Raw genomic sequence first — 16,709 nt, forward strand, 5'->3', positions numbered from 1 at the left:
TCAAAGATTTTCCAGAAAAAACTTCTTTAATGCCGCAGCGGCCGTCCCTTCGTCCGGTCCGTCGATACTGATTGTGATTTGGTCACCGCATTTTACACCAAGAGCCATTACGGAAAACAATTTTTTTAAATTAGCGGTACGTCCATCCGCCGTCTTCATTTCTATTGAACTTTGATAAGCAGAAGCAACCTTCACTACCAGTCCGGCAGGACGGGCATGGATGCCCAGAGGTTCCTTAATGGAATATTGAAATGTTTGCATATGTTTTCTCCCTTTGAAAAAGGTTTATTTTTTTTAAAATTTATAATATAGATTCCTGTGATATGTATTTTTTAAAAGGAATTTTACGAAAGTTGTCAATCAGAAAACCGGAAAGGAGAATAACCAGTAAAGTTCCCCATCCTACAGTTCCTCCCATAAACCAACCGGCAATCGTACACAAAGCGTCGCTTATGGTCCGTAATATGGCATAGCGGACGCCCTTCTCATCCTGAAGCGTTAATAGAAGGGCATCCAGTCCGCTCATGCCAAAATTTAAGCTGATTACAAATGAGGATCCAAAGCACATTATTATCAGCCCAAGTATCAGACATGGGATTCCATGTAAAGGGATAAGCGCCACAGTATTAAAGTGCATATCAATAAAAGGACCGAAAGACAGAGAAAAGATGGCGCTCCCAAGTCCCAGCTTTTCTCGCGCGAGCAGAAAGGCTACAAACAAAACAGAAACATTATAAAGTAAAGCTGCTTCGCCAACGGTGATATGAAGCTTTACATGGAGGCCATCCTGCAGTACTGTTAAAGGATCTGTTCCCATCCCAGCTTTTAACAACAGGGCAACCCCCAACGCGACGATATTGGTTGCCAGAAGGATTAAAAAAATATTTTTTACGGACTGAAATCTTCCGGCCTTATTGCTCATAAAGACTTTCGCCATTCGTTTCGATGACATGCTGATACCATTTAAAGCTGTCTTTTTTGATGCGTTTCCCGCTGCCATGTCCATAATCATCCAGATCGACATAAATAAAACCGTAGCGCTTGCTCATTTCGGAAGAGGAGCAGCTGACGATGTCAATCGGGCCCCAAGCGTAGTAGCCGCGCAGATCAACTCCATCCTTGATCGCCTCTCTCATCTGCTCAATGTGCATCTTAAAATATTCAATCCGGTATGGGTCGTGGATCGTTCCATTCTCCTCCAGCTTATCGAAATAACCGATCCCGTTTTCCGTGATATAAATCGGACATTGGTAGCGATCATAGAACACATTCAGCATGTATCTCAGCCCGATGGGATCAATCGACCAGCCCCAAGGATTTGCTGGAAGTTCTTTGTTCCGATAGTCTGAATTGTCTTTATTGAAGCTGTCTTCATCGCACACCGTAGTGTAGTAATAAGAAAAGGATACAAAATCAGCGGTGTTTTTCAGCACCTCCTCATCGCCGTCTCCAAAGACAATGTGATACCCGCGTTCTTCGAAAAAGCGGTAAGCATACCCCGGATATTTCCCTCGGAGCAGGACATCCGCAAAAAAGAATTCCATCTGGTTATGCCGCAGGCAGGCAAGATTATCTTCCGGCTTACAGCTTGCGGGATAGGCGGGTCCTCCACACAGCATTACGCCAATTTGAAGATCGGAATAAAGATGATGGGCATATTTCGTCGCCTTTGCACAAGCGACCATTTCGTTGTGAACAGCCTGATATTTTGCTTCCTCTATATTGCTTACCTTATCCTCCGCGACCCCCAAGTGATTAAAGGACTCATGCGTAATCAGATTGATTTGGTTTACAAGAATCCAATATTTCACCTTTTGATGGTACCGGTCAAAAAGCACTTTGCAGTAGCGGACAAAAAAGTCAATTACCTCACGGGAATACCATCCGGTATAGTTCAGCGTGAGATTCAGCGGCATTTCATAATGGGAAACGGTAATCATCGGTTCCATACCGTTTGCAAGGATCTCATCAATCAGCGCGTCGTAAAATTTCAGCCCTTCTTCATTGGGTTTTGTTTCATCCCCGTTTGGAAATATCCTCGCCCAGTTGATCGATGTACGGAAAGTCTTTAGACCAAGTTCCCGTAATAACTTCAAATCCTCTTTATAAGTATGGTAAAAATCGATTCCCCATCGTTTAGGAAAAACGCGGTCAGTGCTTGCCATCGTATCCAAAATACTTCTCGTTGTGACCTCGCCGTTGTGTTTCCTGTCCAGGGGGATATCTTTTTGATATTCATTCAAATCGGATACACAAAGACCTTTTCCTCCGATATCATAAGCCCCTTCCAGTTGGTTAGCCGCCACGGCCCCGCCCCACAGAAAATCTTTGGGAAATCCCAGTGGTACTTTACTCATAATTGTATTCCCCTTTCAAGTGCAACAGATTCGGAACCTGCCCCGAAACAACAGGGCAGGTTCCGAAGCAAAAAAATTAATACTTTTTTTCTAAATCAGAAAACCGTTTGTCCAAGCTGCTGAAAATTTTAATCAACTGTTTCGTAAGATGAATTTCACTGTAGACTGCCATCAGCGTATCCTGCGCATGGGCAAATAGCAAATTATAATCCTGTTTTTCCCCGCGGATGGCACCCTGAATTGCGTCTGTCTGGATGTGATGCGCTTTTACCATCTTTTTTTCTGCGTCTTCGAGCATTTCTGTCGCTTTCTTTAGGTCCTGCTCGGAGATCGCATCCAGAGCAAGTTTACAGCTTTCCCTGGCATCCCCAGAGAACATAATAATTTGCATCGCATTCGCGGAGACTATATCCATATCATTTTCATCATTCATTAAGATCGCCTCTTTTTCTATTTGATTATTCTTAAACCCCAGTGGCTTCCGCCCTTTCTTTTTCATCTACCTGCTTGTCATATGCCCTCACGAAAGGCATCCAGATAATCCCAGAAACAACAAAATTGATAATTACCAATAAAATTGCCTGGACAGAACGTGTCACCAGCCAAGTGGAGATGGGGTACGGGCAGTACCACAGATTAAACATTATGGCAGGGACGGGAGCGAACATGATCACTTTTGTAAAGAGGTAGGTGATCGTTGGTAGAATAATCCCCTGCAGCCAGAACGGAACCATCAAAAGAGGATTCCATACGATGCTCCCGAATACAACCGGTTCATTAATATTGAAAATAGCCGGCACAATGCAAGCTTTTCCCAACGCTTTCAACTGCTTTGATTTTGCTCTCATGAGAAGGAGAACGAGAGGAAGTGTACATCCGATTCCTCCTATCCAAAGATAAGTGCAGTAAACAAGCGGATATGTATAGAAATTTAAGGTTGCAGCCGTGGCAGTCCCAGCTTGTACCATTGCCACATTTGCCGCGGCAGCTCCATATATGATCGGCGTTTCAAGCGGTGCCAGTACCCAGCCGGAAATCCCCATTGAATAGATAAAGCAGTCAAGAAATAGAATCAGTATAAATCCCCACGGTTGTTGAGCGAAATTTTGCAATGGCATGAAAACAGCGACAATGATCTGATACAAGTTCAGATTCAGGAAAGATGCATCCGTTAATAACCAGCCAGCCAAAGTCACAATGCCAATCGGCAGCATGGAATCGAACCACGCTTGGACAAAATCCGGAATCACAGAATCTTCTTTGAAAAAAGAAAAATTGCTAAAAAGATTCACCACAAAACCAGCTAAAAGTCCGCATATGATTGCCACAAACATTCCGCCTGCACCAAAGCCGCCAATCCCGGAAAGACTGGAAAATGCGGCTTTTCCCGTCGTCAACGCAGTATTTTGATCGGCCATAAACTGTGGATTGATAGAAAGCAGAAACAAAATCAATCCTGATATGCCGCCATTGAGGCGGCTCTTTCTCTTTTTCTTTAATTCCATCAAATTAAAGGGAATTAAAAATGCAATAAATATCGAAACCAAACCAAAAGTCCAGTTGTATCCTGTAAAGAAATTCGGCCACCATTTGATAAAATCACATGGAATCGCCAACAAGCAGAAAACTGACCCCAAAAAGATGAGCGGCAGAACCTGCATCACTGAATTCTTAATAGCCGTTATCTCAGTATTGCTGCTGATTTTCATTACGCGTGGAGCAAAATTATTTTCCAGCCACTTTTCCAATTTATCCATAATACTTACCTCCCCGTCTTCTGTTCGAAATCCTCATTATTCGAAATAAGAGAGCAAATGATCCAATGCTTGGTCACCATTGAGCGTAGAATAATATTCCGGTTTCATTACAATGACCTTGGTTTCGGAATTCTTCACTTTCTCCGTTATTTCATCTGCCGCATATTTTAAATGTGGCCCGATCATCACCGCATCACATCCATCGATATAATCCTCGAGTTCTGATTCGCTTCGTGCAGTCACTTTAACATTCAAGCCGCGCTTGACAGCCGCCTTCCGTATGTGAGCCGCCATAAAACCGCTGCTTGCACCCAACGCACACATCAAAAGAACATTTAAGTCCTTCATATTAGTTTCCCCCTTCCTTAATTATTTTAGAAACGCACTGCCGCCATTTGAAGCAACTGGCTTTCCTGCAACACTATTATTGCATTCTTCTAAGTTGTACTTCAAATCAATTTCTTTCCGCAGGAGTGGAAAACATTTGTGCGAATTGCTTTTTCCTAACCTTAGGAAAATATTCACCCGATTAATTGAATAGGCGATATGTTATAATAATATAAAAATTGGGGAGGGGAAGGGATGAAAATCAATACAGATGCTTTACTCAGCATACTAAAGCAGCATACCGGCTGGGTAGAATCAAAGTATCTTGCCGACACCTTTCGCGTCACTTCCCGTACGATTCGAAACTATGTCAATCGGCTTAATGCGGAATCACAGAGGCCGCTAATTGAATCCTCTTATCATGGGTACCGTTTCATTTCCGAGGCTGAAAATAGGAACAGCGCGGTTCCGGAGAAATCCGAGAACCGCACAAATTATGTTGTACGCCGCCTGATCGGCGCTACAGAGCCCGTTAATGTGTACGACCTTGCTGATGAACTATTTATCAGTGATTCCACGTTGGAAAGCGATATTAAGCGCGCGAGGAATTCCATAAAATATTTCGGACTGCAGATAATACGCACGCGCGATACAATCATGATCTCCGGGGAAGAGGTAAATAAACGAAAGCTGATCAATCATTTAATCGCGGTGGAAAATCCGGAAAATTTTATGGCCTTTGCACATTCAAACATTCTTTCCGGGGACTATCAGTCAACCCGCCTCGGCAATAAAATTTCGGAGGTTTTTCGCCAGCATAATCTTTACATCAATGATTACGGGCTCAACAATATTATTCTTCATATCATCGTGACCGTTGACCGGATTAAAAAAGGGCAGAACGTTTCCGAAAAGGTCGCCCTTGCCAAAGTGCAGGAAACAAAGGATTATTTTGTTGCCGTTGAAATTAAAAAGCTGATGGAAGATATTTACCATATTCCCATCAGTGACGCAGAGCTTTATTATCTGACTTTAATTATTTCAAGCAACAGCAATACGCTGGACTATTCCTTCGTCACGCGGGACAATATCACCGAATACATTCATGAAAAATATATCCGCATTACCAGGGATGTCATACGCCGACTGGAAGAGACCTATTACCTTGAGCCGTTTGACGATGATTTTCTGCTCAAGGTCACAATTCATATTCATAATTTGTTTCAGCGCGCGACAAACGGCATTTTCGTCCGCAATCCGCTGACAGAAAAAATGAAGGCCGCCTATCCGCTCATCTACGACATGGCAGTTTTCGTCGCAAATGAACTGCGCGATCAGGAGGCCCTCTATTTGAACGAGGATGAAATTGCTTTTCTGGCGTTTCACATTGGTTCCTATTTGGAAAATAACAAGATGATTCGAAACAAAGTAACCTGCATTTTTGTTTATGCTAAATATTACAATATGCATCAGGCCGCACTCGATCAGATCAAAGAGGCTTTTCGGGATGATATTACGCTCATCAAAGTGGCCTCTGTCACAGACATGGAAACTCTGAAAGTTTCCGCCGATTTAATTATTACTTCTGTAAACGGGGATTTTCAGACGGATGGAAAAATCGTCCGTATCAATCCCTTTCTGACACGGCAGGATATCGAACACATCCGGACAGAAATTGAAAAAATCAAAACCGAAAAGCGCAACCGCCTTACTTCATCGAACATTAAGCGATTTCTTGGCCGCCGGTTATTTAAAAAAGAGTTTTACGCAAAAGATGAATTTGAAATGATCGATCTGCTTACCACCGAATGCCATGAGCTCGGACTTTGCGATTCTTCCTTTCGGGATGAGGTTACCGAGAGGGAAAGCCTTTCGTCGACTTCGTTTGCCAATATGGTCGCGGTGCCGCATTCCCTGAAACAGAACGCGCTGCATTCCTTTCTTTCAGTGGTCATCAATGAAAAGCCGATGCAATGGGGAAATTATTCGGTAAATATTATTGTTCTTATTGGAATTAATAAAGAAGACAGGCCCGCTTTTCGGGAGCTGTTTGACGATCTGATTAACATACTCAGCGAGCCCATTCATGTCAGTGAACTTGTCCGCTGTACGGATTATGACGATTTTGTCAAGGCGCTTACGAATATGATGACGGAATAGATATTTAGAGCTTGAAAGTCCGCCCCTAATACTCGCTTTTTTGCCATGTGCGATCTGGATGGACGCAGGTCTCTATTACAAAAAAATGTGGCAGCAGAATACTTAATTCTGCTGCCACATTTTTTTGTTAGTCATCCGCCGGCGGGGGTTCAATACAAAACATGGTGAAGTCTCCCTCGGCTAACACAGCGCTCTCTTCATCCGTAATATCCACATGGAGAATACAGGTGGTGGATCCGCGGTGAATCACCGATCCTTTCGCAGTAACCGTTCCCTGAGAAACAGACTTGATGTAATTCAGCCCTCCGCTCAGTGTTACATAGCGTCCGCCGTTGCTTCTTGCCGCAGCACCCGCCGCACAGTCTGCCATGGTATAATAAGCACCGCCGTGAAGGATGCCGAATGGATTGAGTGAGCACGCCCCAATCCTCAATTCCACCTCCACACAATCTCTTTGATATGACTTTACAGATATACCGTTATGCCTCATAAAGTCGTTTCCATCGTTTTTAAATCTAATCAAGGTTTCTTTATCCACTTATTTCCCTCCGGGTAAAACATCCCATGTCACATAGACATGATTGTCTTCTTTTTTATGTATTCGGTTCCGTCGCATGGCTGCTCAAAATGGTGTTTCTTTTTTTGCTCCACACAGCTCATGATAAAATGGGCATGCTGCCGCTGCGCACAGAGAAGGCCATTTTTTAATTATCCACACCTGCTTTTATAACAATAATATTATTACTGAAACCGTGGCCTTTTGCAAGCATTAAATTTAAGCGAAGGAACCGCATTGAACAAGAATGCAGATTTCACACCTAGAATTTGGTCGTAAAAACCTTCCCCGGCGGGGAAGTCTTCCGGCTAATTAGGGTAACGGGCAGTGTCCATAAATCAAAGCTGCTATCTCTATTTATCAGAGAGCTTAGCAGGATGCATGGTTTGATATTTGATTCATTGAATGAGACTAACGTTACAATGCTTCGCCAGCAGGACCCGGGAACTTCCCTATGGTCACTGCATTCTATTACAATTTTTTCGTCGTCTGCCGGTGCGAGAACTACGATTTGGATTGAACAAATTTATACAGATCAACCCGGCCATAAAACAACAAATGCAAAATTAAATCTGACAAAACAGACAGAGGGACCGTTTCAAAACGGTCCCTCTGTCTTTCTCTTGCAGAAAACTGTAAACATCAATCCAAAATCTACTTGTGTCAGCAATATACTTATCCTGCGAAAGTGGAAATTTATTTGTCTATATTAAAAGTAGCAGCATTGTCAACTGTGAGCAGTTCCGGGGTAAAGGAATAAATATCGTCCGGTCCGCTTCTTTTATAGGAACCGTCAAAAATCTCTTTCATGAAATCTACGCTCTTTACCGCCATCTTAACGGGCGACATACCAACGCTGGCAAACAATTTGCAATCTTTCCCTACTTTTTTCATGGTTTCCTGTTGCTCAGTCGTGGCATCATACCCAACAACATACACGTTTTCAGCACCTGCTGCCTGCAGCGCATTATAGGTAGCCATTGTACAATCGCCCCAGTAGCAGAAGAAAGCATCCGCCTTGGGATGAGCTGTAATCATATCTGTTGCCCAGCTATAGCAACCTTCAGCGGTCCTGTTAGATGAACGATTTTTAATGAGGTTGACATCCGGATAGTTCTTTTTTAAATAATCTGCAAAACCGGAAAGCCTTTTACCGCTGGAGGCAATGGAGGGCTCCTCTTCAAAAGCAATAACCGTAGCATCCTTTTTGCCGCCTAAAGCTTTCATCACCTGTTCCGCCGCCATTTCTCCGCCTTTATAGTCGTCATAGCGGACAGAAGCGTCTGCATTTCCCGCTGCGGCTAAGCAGTCATAATCAATAATGGGGATGCCGGCAGCCTTGACCTTATCGACTGCATCGCTTGCACCATTTGTATCAATGGCAGTATAGATAATACCATCGACCTTTTTAATAACCAGATCGTCAAGAATCTGGACGCATTTATTCCAGTCGCCCGCGGGATCAAGAATAACCGCTTTCCAGCCATATGATTCAATTTTAGACTGTGCCGCCTTGGCAAAAGAACTTGCAAATGACTGTGACATATCCCACGGAACTACCGCAATGGTTTTTTGGCCTCCGCTCGCCGTTTCTCCACTGGACTGCGCCTGATTACCGGAAGCTGAGCTGGAAACGCTTGATGAGCCGCAGCCGGTCAATACAGAAAAAAACAATGTTCCTGCCAGTAGTAAGCTTAACAACCTCTTCATACTTTTTTCTCCTTTTAATTTTAGTCTATATAAAATATAACCCGGGCCATATTCTATATCATTTTTGTGTGCTTCTCTTGCTCGAAAACTTGTTAAACCATTGCGAATAAAATACAGCGGCGACCATCAGCAGCCCGCTGACAACCAATTGCCAGTTTGAGCCGATATACATGAGATTCATACCGTTTGTTATCATTCCCATCATCAAAGCGCCAAGGAATACTCCTGAGACCAGTCCGCTGCCGCCGGACAGAGAGATTCCACCGATTGCACAGGCGGAAATTGCAATAGTAGCATATCCTGTCGCCGCATTCGGAGTTGCCGATCCAACACGGGCCGTAGATAAAATACCAGCTATTGCAGATAGCCCGGCACTGATAACATAAGTAGTGAAACGAACGGATTTTACATTTATCCCCGATAAAAATGCCGCTGTATAATTCCCTCCGTTTGCATACACCTGTCTGCCGAAGGTCGTTTTACTAAGTATAATGGCGACAATCACAAAAATTGTAATCAAAATGATGATTGAAATCGGAATTCCCCCAACAGAACCTGAACCGAGAAACTTGAATTCATCGGGGAGGGAACTTACGGAGGTATTGTTGCTTACTATGTATACAGCGCCGCGAACCGCTGTTTGCGTACCCAGAGTTACGACAAACGGATCGATTTTCGTTCTGGATACGATCAGGCCGTTTACGATTCCAACGAGACAGCAAATCACGATCGTTACCGGAACAGCAGCCACCAGCGGTAATTTAAGGCCGTACAGACCGGAGGTCGTAAGCAAGGCGCAGCATGTCCCGCCAAGAGCACATATGGAATCAATGGAAAGATCGAAGGTACCATTAATCAATGGAAAAGTTAAAGCACAGGATAAAATTCCATAAACAACAATCTGCTTAAGAATATTTTCGATATTTGAGCTAGACAAAAATGTTCCGGTCATTGATTGCACAAGGATCGCATAAACAATAATCAGGCAAATAATACCTGACAGCTCCAGTGATTTCGAGCTTCTGAGTTTTTCAAAAAGAGCTCTTTGTTTTCTGCCATCTACATTATTTTCCATCTCTTTATCCTCTTTTCGCTTAGTGTGTGATAGCTAATTTCATGATTGATTCTTCGCAGGCATCTTCTGCACCTATTTCCCCTGAAATATGCCCTTCATGCATAACAATGATCCGGTCGCTGATTCCGATTAATTCCTCCATCTCAGAGGAAACCACGACAATCGAAACGCCTAAGCTTGCAATATCATTGATAATTTTATATATTTCCGCTTTGGCGCCAACGTCGACCCCTCTTGTAGGCTCATCAAGCAGCAATATTTTGGGATTTGATGCTAAACATTTTCCAAGAACCACTTTTTGCTGATTTCCCCCGCTGAGCATGTTAACCTTCAGTGAAGAATTTGGCGTCTTTATCCTGAGTTCCTTGATATATTTATCGGTAACCTTTCTTTCTTCCTCTCTGTTCTGAATTCCGAATTTAGAGAGCCCCGATAAGATGCTGAGTATCACATTTTGCAAGATGGATTGCGTCAGAATTAGTCCCTGATCTTTACGGTCCTCAGGGACTAATGCGAATCCCCTGCGAATAGCTACGGCGGGAGTATCATTTACTATTTTTTCGCCATCCATCATCATTTCGCCTTCAAAAGTATCCGCACCAAAAATAGCCCGTAAAAGTTCCGTCCTTCCCGACCCCACCAGGCCGCCTATTCCCAAAATTTCACCTTTTCGCAGTTCCATCGATACATCTTTTATTCTTTCATTCGTCAGATGTTCTGCCTTAAAGATAACATCGCCGACACGGTTTGTTTTCTCCGGAAACTGCTGTTTCATCTGGCGGCCAATCATCATTTTTACAATATCATCCACAGAAATATCGGACAGGTCAGCGGTACCTGTGGAGGTACCGTCCCGGAGCACCTGAATTCTGTCTCCTACTGCAAAAATATCATCCATTCTGTGAGAAATAAAGATAATAGAGATTCCATCCGCTTTTAACTGTTTAATAATCCCATACAGGACATTTGTCTCATCCTGAGTCAATGCTGCGGTCGGTTCATCAAAAACAATGATTGAAGAATTATATGACAGGGCTTTCATAATTTCGATGAGCTGTCTTTGTGCAACACTGTAATTCTTGATTAATGAGTCCGGGTCGTAATGGATATTCAGCCGTTCCATTAATTCTAAAGTTTTCTTTCTCAGATCAGCGTAGTCTACAAACCCGGTTTTGCTCTTTAGCCTGCCCAAAAATATATTTTCCGCTACGGTCATTTGAGGAATTTGTATCAATTCTTGATGTACTATACTGACCCCGGCTTCAAATGCTTCAATTGGGCGTGTAATATTTACTTCTTTGTCATTAATAAATATTTGGCCTTTTGTTGGCATCTCAACGCCGGACAGTATTTTCATCAGCGTAGATTTGCCTGCCCCGTTTTCGCCGCATAAACACAACACTTCTCCCCTTTTTAACTGGAGGGTCACATCGGTTAACGCATGGATTCCGCCAAAGCTTTTATAGATATTTTTCATTTCAAGGACATATTCACTCATTTTCAATCAACTCCTTTAGTAGAGACTTACTAAAAATTACTGTAAACACATCAGGACTTCCCTGCTTTATAAATATAATATATCAAAACATAATTGATTGTCAATATACTTTTTCCTATGAAATTAATAAATAATTATCTAGAATACTTGCACAAAACTACAAGATACAGTAAAATAGGTATGAAATTATAAGTTAGAATTATTTTTTTGGAGAGAAACGATGATTAATTTGGATACTATCAATACAAAACATAGTTCCGCCTTAATGCTGGAATATAACCGCGGTTTATTAATTAAGCTGATCTATACCAGAGGACCTATTTCCAGGGCAGATCTTACAAAAATCACAAAATTAAGCCCTACAACAGTCGGGCGTATTATAGGCTCCCTTATAGAAGAACAGTTAGTGATAGAAGTGGGTACAAGTGACCCCGCTATAGGCCGTAAGGCGAAATTACTCAATATTAATGGCGATGGAAGATATTCCATTGGTATTGATGTGGATCTCTACCGAATTTCTGCCGGTCTGGTTGACCTAAAGGGGAATGTCATTGCGAAAGAAACCTTTCCGATGCCTGACTCTATAACAATTGAATCGATATCGGAATTAATAAATACAGCTATCAGTTCTATTTATACACTGACAAATACTCCTAATAAAGTGATCGGAGTAGGAATTAGTATTCCGGGAAACGTTCAGTGGCCGGAGGGAATCATTAATTTATCGCCGCAGTTTGGCTGGGAAAATGTTGATTTAAAATCCTATCTTAATCACTATTCCAACAGAAATATTTATATTGACAATAACGTAAAAGCTACTGCTGCCGCAGAAATTTTATATGGGTACGGAAAAAGTTATCCCAATTTTGTTATATTGCACGTAGGCAGTGGAATCGGGTCTGCTGTGATCATGAACAATGATATTTGCCGGGGGAGCAACGGCCTTTTCGGTGAAATCGGACATATGACAATACAGCCTACCGGCAGACTCTGCAGCTGTGGACGGCATGGGTGCCTTCAATCCGTTGCCTGCATGGCGGCGCTGGAAGAAATGGCAGAAATTCCTTTTCCGGAGATTATAGAAAATGCAAAAAACGGGGACAGCTATTGCTCTTCCTTATTAACAGAAGCGACCAATCAAATTTCTATGCTGATCAGTAATATTGTGAATATGTATGATCCGCCTTTAATATTGCTGTCGGGAGAAATGCTTGATCAATATGAATTTATAGCGAATGACGTTATCAGTAAATCTAAATCTTATATGTGGAAAAACCTGAAAAAGCCCCCGTTGATTAAAAATTGTAGCATCAACTATGCTGACAGCTCTATTTTATCAGCCGCATCTATCGTATTTCAGCAATTTTTTACAATACCATAATTTGGAAGTACGATATTAATTTATTTATTAATATCACTGAAAAAAATAACTTGACTTTGCCTTCTTTTCAATTATAATAAAAAATAAGGAAGATAAATAAAAATTGAAAGGAAGAACCGAATTGCCGAATTATACTGTGAGGAACATCGTTTTAGGAAATGTCAATCCCCCGAAAGTTTCTTTACCCGATCAATTGCCTGTTATTCCGGATCATATTTATTCAAAACATTTGGACTTATTAATCGACAAGATGCAGGAGAATAGTCTGGATGCCGTTGTGATATATAGTGACCGCGAACATTTTTCCAATTTTAACTACATTGTAGGCTTTGACCCCAGATTTGAGGAAGGCGTTCTGGTGGTGCACAAAGATAAAAGCGCTTTTGTACTGCTTGGCAATGAATGTTTTAGTTTACATAAGCTTTCGCGTGTTAAAGTATCTCCTTTGCTATGCCAGCAATTATCTTTACCAAATCAGCCCAATGAGGAATCAAAAGCTGTTCGCGAAACTCTTCGCGATGCCGGCATAAGAGAAAATATGAAAATCGGTGTTGCCGGCTGGAAACTGTTTACTTGCAAAGAGGAGTCTGAAGAACAATTTTGCGTCCCTTCCTTTATTGTAGACGCACTTGCCAGCATTGCCGGAAAAAGCAATCTGAGCAATGCCACTCCGCTTTTCATTGATCCTGGTAAAGGGATACGAATGATCAACCAGGCAGAAGAAATCGCCTATTATGAGTTTGGTGCGGCTATTGCTTCAAAGTGTGTACAGGATGTTGTAGACGGCCCGCTTGCCGGGCTGAAAGAGACAGAAATTGCTGCCCGTCAGGTAACTTGCGGACTTCCAGCATCCTGCCATTCCATGTTATCCGTGGGAAAAAATGTTTTCAGAGGATTGGTAAGTCCTACCACGGACGTCGCCAGACACGGTGATCCAATTACCCAATCGGTGGGCCTGCGTGGCGGCTTGAGTGTCAGAAACGGCTATATTGACGGAGATGCCGACAATGTATCTGCCGATGCAACCGGGTTTGTGGAAAAAGCGGGGCTCCCCTATTTCACTGCGGTTGTTGCATGGCTGGAAACAATCGGTATCGGAGTTACAGGAGGTGAATTATTTGATCTTGTCAACAATATCATTCCAAAAGAAAAGTACGGATGGGTTTTAAACCCCGGACATTCCATTGCTGATGAAGAATGGCTCTGCTCTCCTGTCTACCCGGGCTCGACCGTTTCGTTCAAAAGCGGGATGCTGATTCAACTGGATTTTATCCCTTCCGTGGAAGGATATGTATCTCCGAATTGCGAGGATGGATTCTGCATTGCCGATGAAATCCTCCGGACAGAAATTCAGAATAAATATCCCGACATGTGGAAGCGTATGCAGCTGAGACGTGAATATATGATTCACGAGATAGGAATTAATCTGAAGCGGGAGATTCTCCCGATGTCCAATATCGCAGGCTACTACCGCCCCTATTTCTTAAATAAAACATTAGCGTTTAAGGTTCAGGGAAAGAATTAATAAGAATTTATATGTCAAAATAATTTGTAGAACTTAAAGGAGAGGAATTATGATTATTGATTCTCATATGCATTTAATTCGCAGCAAATGTTTTGATAAACCAACTTATGACTGGTTGGGCCAGAGCATTCCCAGTGACACAAATATTGACGATCTCGTAAATTGGATGAAAAAAGCTGGGATCGTTAAAGCTGTGTGTATGGCCCAGGACATGTCGCGCATCTGGAATTCTGAATTTGGCGAAGTTGCTGTCGCCGAAGCTTTCAAAAAGTATCCCGACTTTTTTATTCCGTTCTGCAGCGTTGAGCCCTTGGATAAAGCCGGGCGCTTCTGTCAGGAAAAATTTGATTACTTTAAATCCATGATTGAGGACCACAACTATAGAGGGGTTTTAATAACACCGCCATATGGCCAGTTTATGTCAAACGACAAATCCTTATATCCTTTCTATGAATATGCCCAGAAGCAAGATATCGTCGTTCAGTATCATCATTCTGCGGCCGGTGGCCCAACAGTTCTTGCGCATACAAAATATGCTCAGATGGTAAATCTCAACGACGTTATCTTTGATTTTCCGAATTTAAAGGTAGTCGTTGAACATATCGGATATCCGTGGAGCGAATATCTGTTTACTCTCATGGTCAATGATAAGAATCTATACACCGATTTGGCCATGCTCTATAAGCGTCCGTACTGGCTTACCTGGAACATGGTGATGGCGAAGGAAACCGGCGTTATTGACCGGGTAATGTTCGCATCGGATTTTGTTGCGGCCAATAATGATCTGTTCTCGGAAAATCCAACCAATGATTTTATTGAATGGATAGAGTTTGTCCGTACAGGAATGAATAAAATCTGTGAAAAGAGCGGGTGGCCTTTGTTTACTGAATCCGAAATCAATGGCATTCTATATGAGAACGCAGCAAAATTATATAACTGCTAAGACTTCTGATAATTCGTGTAACAATTTAACGTAAAAATGTGAATCAAGCCAGTCAACAGCTACAGTTGACTGGCTTGATTGTTGTTTTGCAGCTTCAAATCAAAGAAACGAAGGAGCTAATCTCTTGGCTAGCGAATTCCACAAACGGCATAAAATATGGCGGATTTGAAGAAATGTGTAATCATCAGACGCTCCGGATGATTGACCTGTGCGACCGTACATAAACGTCTCCGGCATCTATATTTACATAACTTGTCAGACCAAGTTAACCTGATCAGGACTCCACGCGGAGCATGGGGTATGAACAAATGCAAGCTCATAATCGACGGCCCTTGAATTTGGCCGGCAGATCGACTTTTCTTTCCGTTCCGGCTATGATTCTTAGCATAGAATCCCGATGAAGAAAAAAGATGAGCGCGGTGCCGGCTAAACTGACGAGACCCGCCTCCAGCCCAAAATTCAGGAAAACTGGAATCAGAAACAGGATTGGGATCACCAGAGCGCCGACTGCCAGATATCCCGTCGCAAGGACGGCACAGAGTCCGGCCAGATTCACAAGCAGTCCCCACAGAGGGGAAAGCAGCACAAGATAAGTGCAGGTTACGGCAACGCTCCTGCCACCCCGAAATCTGTGCCAGAAAGGAAACGCGTGACCGGCGGCGGCGCCCAATCCCGCATAAAGGGTAGCGGACGGTCCCAGTGACCCAAACAAAAGGCGGCAGAGAACGCATGGCAATACTGTCTTAACAACATCTCCGAGCAGCGTGACAGCGGCACACTTAAACCCAAACTGCTCCAGAATATTCGCCATGCCCGGATTCCCTGTGCCGATTGCAAAGACGCTTTTGCCCGTTTTACGGCGGGCAACGACATCGGCCGTCAGAAAACAGCCGCAAAGATATCCGATGTTGATACATATAAATTGCATATTCGACCGATGACCTCCTAAAAAAGAGTCGCCTCATTTATTTGATCCCTTTGCAAATGGGGATGAGTGCCAATAAGATAACGATACCCACAACACCGACGATAATACCTTCGACCATCATTCCCCAGACCATCGTCATGCACATACCAATGCCCAGTGCCAGAGCGCCGACTACTCCTATAAATACGGTCAGAACGGTTTTGGCATTCCACCTGATAGGCGCTTTATTTTCCATTTTGCGGCGGACTGCGACCATTACAAGAAGAACCACAAGGCCGACCGAACCCATCACTATTCCGGGTTCAAACGCGTTCCATTCGGGAAGCAGGCACATGCACATGCCGATTGCCAGCAGAATTCCTCCGACGGTTGACATAACCAGAGTAACGAAATTGCTTCTCTTCATAAAATATTCCTCCATATTATCGGATGATTCTCATCCATTTGATGACCTAATCTTACTTCCCGAATGTTTATGATTTGCTTATAAAA

The 16,709-nt window shown here is 42.9% G+C and carries 16 protein-coding genes; 4 read left to right on the forward strand and 12 right to left on the reverse strand.

Annotation, left to right across the window (positions count from 1 at the left end):
* The 6 genes from ACRQU7_RS15935 to ACRQU7_RS15960 all read right to left on the reverse strand — a co-directional run bounded on the left by ACRQU7_RS15935 (nucleotide 1) and on the right by ACRQU7_RS15960 (nucleotide 4,462).
* Entirely contained in the window at nucleotides 1–261 is a 261-nt protein-coding gene (locus tag ACRQU7_RS15935; protein WP_444641752.1) for an HPr family phosphocarrier protein, read from the reverse strand.
* Between the two features lie 40 nt (nucleotides 262–301).
* The gene (locus ACRQU7_RS15940; protein ID WP_444641754.1) at nucleotides 302–922 is read right to left on the reverse strand and encodes a YczE/YyaS/YitT family protein; all 621 of its coding nucleotides are present in this window, start codon (nucleotides 920–922) and stop codon (nucleotides 302–304) included.
* Complete coding sequence (locus ACRQU7_RS15945) at nucleotides 912–2,357, reverse strand: glycoside hydrolase family 1 protein (RefSeq protein ID WP_444641756.1); 1,446 nt, start codon at nucleotides 2,355–2,357, stop codon at nucleotides 912–914. The genes ACRQU7_RS15940 and ACRQU7_RS15945 overlap by 11 nt, the downstream gene beginning before the upstream one ends.
* Before the next feature lie 76 nt (nucleotides 2,358–2,433).
* Nucleotides 2,434–2,790, reverse strand: a complete 357-nt coding sequence (locus tag ACRQU7_RS15950) for a PTS lactose/cellobiose transporter subunit IIA (RefSeq protein ID WP_081928383.1) — start codon at nucleotides 2,788–2,790, stop codon at nucleotides 2,434–2,436.
* Between the two features lie 31 nt (nucleotides 2,791–2,821).
* A complete protein-coding gene (locus tag ACRQU7_RS15955) occupies nucleotides 2,822–4,114 on the reverse strand; it encodes a PTS sugar transporter subunit IIC (protein ID WP_444641759.1) in 1,293 nt (430 codons plus the stop codon).
* A gap of 36 nt (nucleotides 4,115–4,150) precedes the next feature.
* Nucleotides 4,151–4,462 (reverse strand): PTS sugar transporter subunit IIB, encoded by a 312-nt coding sequence (locus ACRQU7_RS15960; protein WP_038325727.1) that lies wholly within the window; start codon nucleotides 4,460–4,462, stop codon nucleotides 4,151–4,153.
* 234 nt (nucleotides 4,463–4,696) lie between these two features.
* On the opposite strand from ACRQU7_RS15960, the gene ACRQU7_RS15965 reads away from it, so the two are divergent.
* Nucleotides 4,697–6,601 carry a BglG family transcription antiterminator gene (locus ACRQU7_RS15965; RefSeq protein WP_444641761.1) on the forward strand — a complete coding sequence of 635 codons (1,905 nt, stop codon included), beginning with the start codon at nucleotides 4,697–4,699 and terminating at the stop codon, nucleotides 6,599–6,601.
* 127 nt (nucleotides 6,602–6,728) lie between these two features.
* Here the strand turns inward: ACRQU7_RS15965 and ACRQU7_RS15970 are convergent, their stop codons facing one another.
* From ACRQU7_RS15970 to ACRQU7_RS15985, 4 genes are all read right to left on the reverse strand, one after another.
* Nucleotides 6,729–7,139 carry a PaaI family thioesterase gene (locus ACRQU7_RS15970; RefSeq protein WP_444641763.1) on the reverse strand — a complete coding sequence of 137 codons (411 nt, stop codon included), beginning with the start codon at nucleotides 7,137–7,139 and terminating at the stop codon, nucleotides 6,729–6,731.
* 714 nt (nucleotides 7,140–7,853) lie between these two features.
* Nucleotides 7,854–8,867 carry a sugar ABC transporter substrate-binding protein gene (locus ACRQU7_RS15975; protein ID WP_444641765.1) on the reverse strand — a complete coding sequence of 338 codons (1,014 nt, stop codon included), beginning with the start codon at nucleotides 8,865–8,867 and terminating at the stop codon, nucleotides 7,854–7,856.
* A gap of 58 nt (nucleotides 8,868–8,925) precedes the next feature.
* Nucleotides 8,926–9,942 (reverse strand): ABC transporter permease, encoded by a 1,017-nt coding sequence (locus ACRQU7_RS15980; RefSeq protein WP_444641767.1) that lies wholly within the window; start codon nucleotides 9,940–9,942, stop codon nucleotides 8,926–8,928.
* 19 nt (nucleotides 9,943–9,961) lie between these two features.
* The gene (locus tag ACRQU7_RS15985; protein ID WP_444641769.1) at nucleotides 9,962–11,440 is read right to left on the reverse strand and encodes a sugar ABC transporter ATP-binding protein; all 1,479 of its coding nucleotides are present in this window, start codon (nucleotides 11,438–11,440) and stop codon (nucleotides 9,962–9,964) included.
* 220 nt (nucleotides 11,441–11,660) lie between these two features.
* On the opposite strand from ACRQU7_RS15985, the gene ACRQU7_RS15990 reads away from it, so the two are divergent.
* The 3 genes from ACRQU7_RS15990 (at nucleotide 11,661) to ACRQU7_RS16000 (ending at nucleotide 15,289) form a co-directional block, all read left to right on the forward strand.
* On the forward strand, nucleotides 11,661–12,821 hold the full coding sequence (locus ACRQU7_RS15990; RefSeq protein WP_444641771.1) for an ROK family transcriptional regulator: 1,161 nt from the start codon (nucleotides 11,661–11,663) through the stop codon (nucleotides 12,819–12,821).
* A gap of 121 nt (nucleotides 12,822–12,942) precedes the next feature.
* Nucleotides 12,943–14,346, forward strand: a complete 1,404-nt coding sequence (locus ACRQU7_RS15995; RefSeq protein WP_444641773.1) for a M24 family metallopeptidase — start codon at nucleotides 12,943–12,945, stop codon at nucleotides 14,344–14,346.
* A gap of 49 nt (nucleotides 14,347–14,395) precedes the next feature.
* A complete protein-coding gene (locus ACRQU7_RS16000) occupies nucleotides 14,396–15,289 on the forward strand; it encodes an amidohydrolase family protein (protein ID WP_444641775.1) in 894 nt (297 codons plus the stop codon).
* A 316-nt stretch (nucleotides 15,290–15,605) separates the two neighbouring features.
* On the opposite strand, the gene ACRQU7_RS16005 is transcribed toward ACRQU7_RS16000, so the two are convergent.
* Both ACRQU7_RS16005 and ACRQU7_RS16010 read right to left on the reverse strand, forming a co-directional pair.
* Nucleotides 15,606–16,217, reverse strand: a complete 612-nt coding sequence (locus ACRQU7_RS16005) for a glycerol-3-phosphate acyltransferase (RefSeq protein WP_444641777.1) — start codon at nucleotides 16,215–16,217, stop codon at nucleotides 15,606–15,608.
* Nucleotides 16,218–16,254: 37 nt separating this feature from the next.
* Nucleotides 16,255–16,623 carry a hypothetical protein gene (locus tag ACRQU7_RS16010; RefSeq protein WP_444641779.1) on the reverse strand — a complete coding sequence of 123 codons (369 nt, stop codon included), beginning with the start codon at nucleotides 16,621–16,623 and terminating at the stop codon, nucleotides 16,255–16,257.
* Nucleotides 16,624–16,709: the final 86 nt, after the last annotated feature.

This window comes from Caproiciproducens puteiluti (assembly GCF_052442865.1).
In the GTDB taxonomy this organism is placed as follows: Bacteria; Bacillota; Clostridia; order Oscillospirales; family Acutalibacteraceae; genus Caproiciproducens.

Coding starts and splice junctions, on each gene's coding strand:
- ACRQU7_RS15975 (WP_444641765.1), bottom strand. CDS start 8,867: ATGAAGAGGTTGTTAAGCTTACTACTGGCAGGAACATTGTTTTTTTCT.
- ACRQU7_RS15965 (WP_444641761.1), top strand. CDS start 4,697: ATGAAAATCAATACAGATGCTTTACTCAGCATACTAAAGCAGCATACC.
- ACRQU7_RS15960 (WP_038325727.1), bottom strand. CDS start 4,462: ATGAAGGACTTAAATGTTCTTTTGATGTGTGCGTTGGGTGCAAGCAGC.
- ACRQU7_RS15935 (WP_444641752.1), bottom strand. CDS start 261: ATGCAAACATTTCAATATTCCATTAAGGAACCTCTGGGCATCCATGCC.
- ACRQU7_RS15955 (WP_444641759.1), bottom strand. CDS start 4,114: ATGGATAAATTGGAAAAGTGGCTGGAAAATAATTTTGCTCCACGCGTA.
- ACRQU7_RS16005 (WP_444641777.1), bottom strand. CDS start 16,217: ATGCAATTTATATGTATCAACATCGGATATCTTTGCGGCTGTTTTCTG.
- ACRQU7_RS15940 (WP_444641754.1), bottom strand. CDS start 922: ATGAGCAATAAGGCCGGAAGATTTCAGTCCGTAAAAAATATTTTTTTA.
- ACRQU7_RS15980 (WP_444641767.1), bottom strand. CDS start 9,942: ATGGAAAATAATGTAGATGGCAGAAAACAAAGAGCTCTTTTTGAAAAA.
- ACRQU7_RS15985 (WP_444641769.1), bottom strand. CDS start 11,440: ATGAGTGAATATGTCCTTGAAATGAAAAATATCTATAAAAGCTTTGGC.
- ACRQU7_RS15990 (WP_444641771.1), top strand. CDS start 11,661: ATGATTAATTTGGATACTATCAATACAAAACATAGTTCCGCCTTAATG.
- ACRQU7_RS15950 (WP_081928383.1), bottom strand. CDS start 2,790: ATGAATGATGAAAATGATATGGATATAGTCTCCGCGAATGCGATGCAA.
- ACRQU7_RS15945 (WP_444641756.1), bottom strand. CDS start 2,357: ATGAGTAAAGTACCACTGGGATTTCCCAAAGATTTTCTGTGGGGCGGG.
- ACRQU7_RS16010 (WP_444641779.1), bottom strand. CDS start 16,623: ATGAAGAGAAGCAATTTCGTTACTCTGGTTATGTCAACCGTCGGAGGA.
- ACRQU7_RS16000 (WP_444641775.1), top strand. CDS start 14,396: ATGATTATTGATTCTCATATGCATTTAATTCGCAGCAAATGTTTTGAT.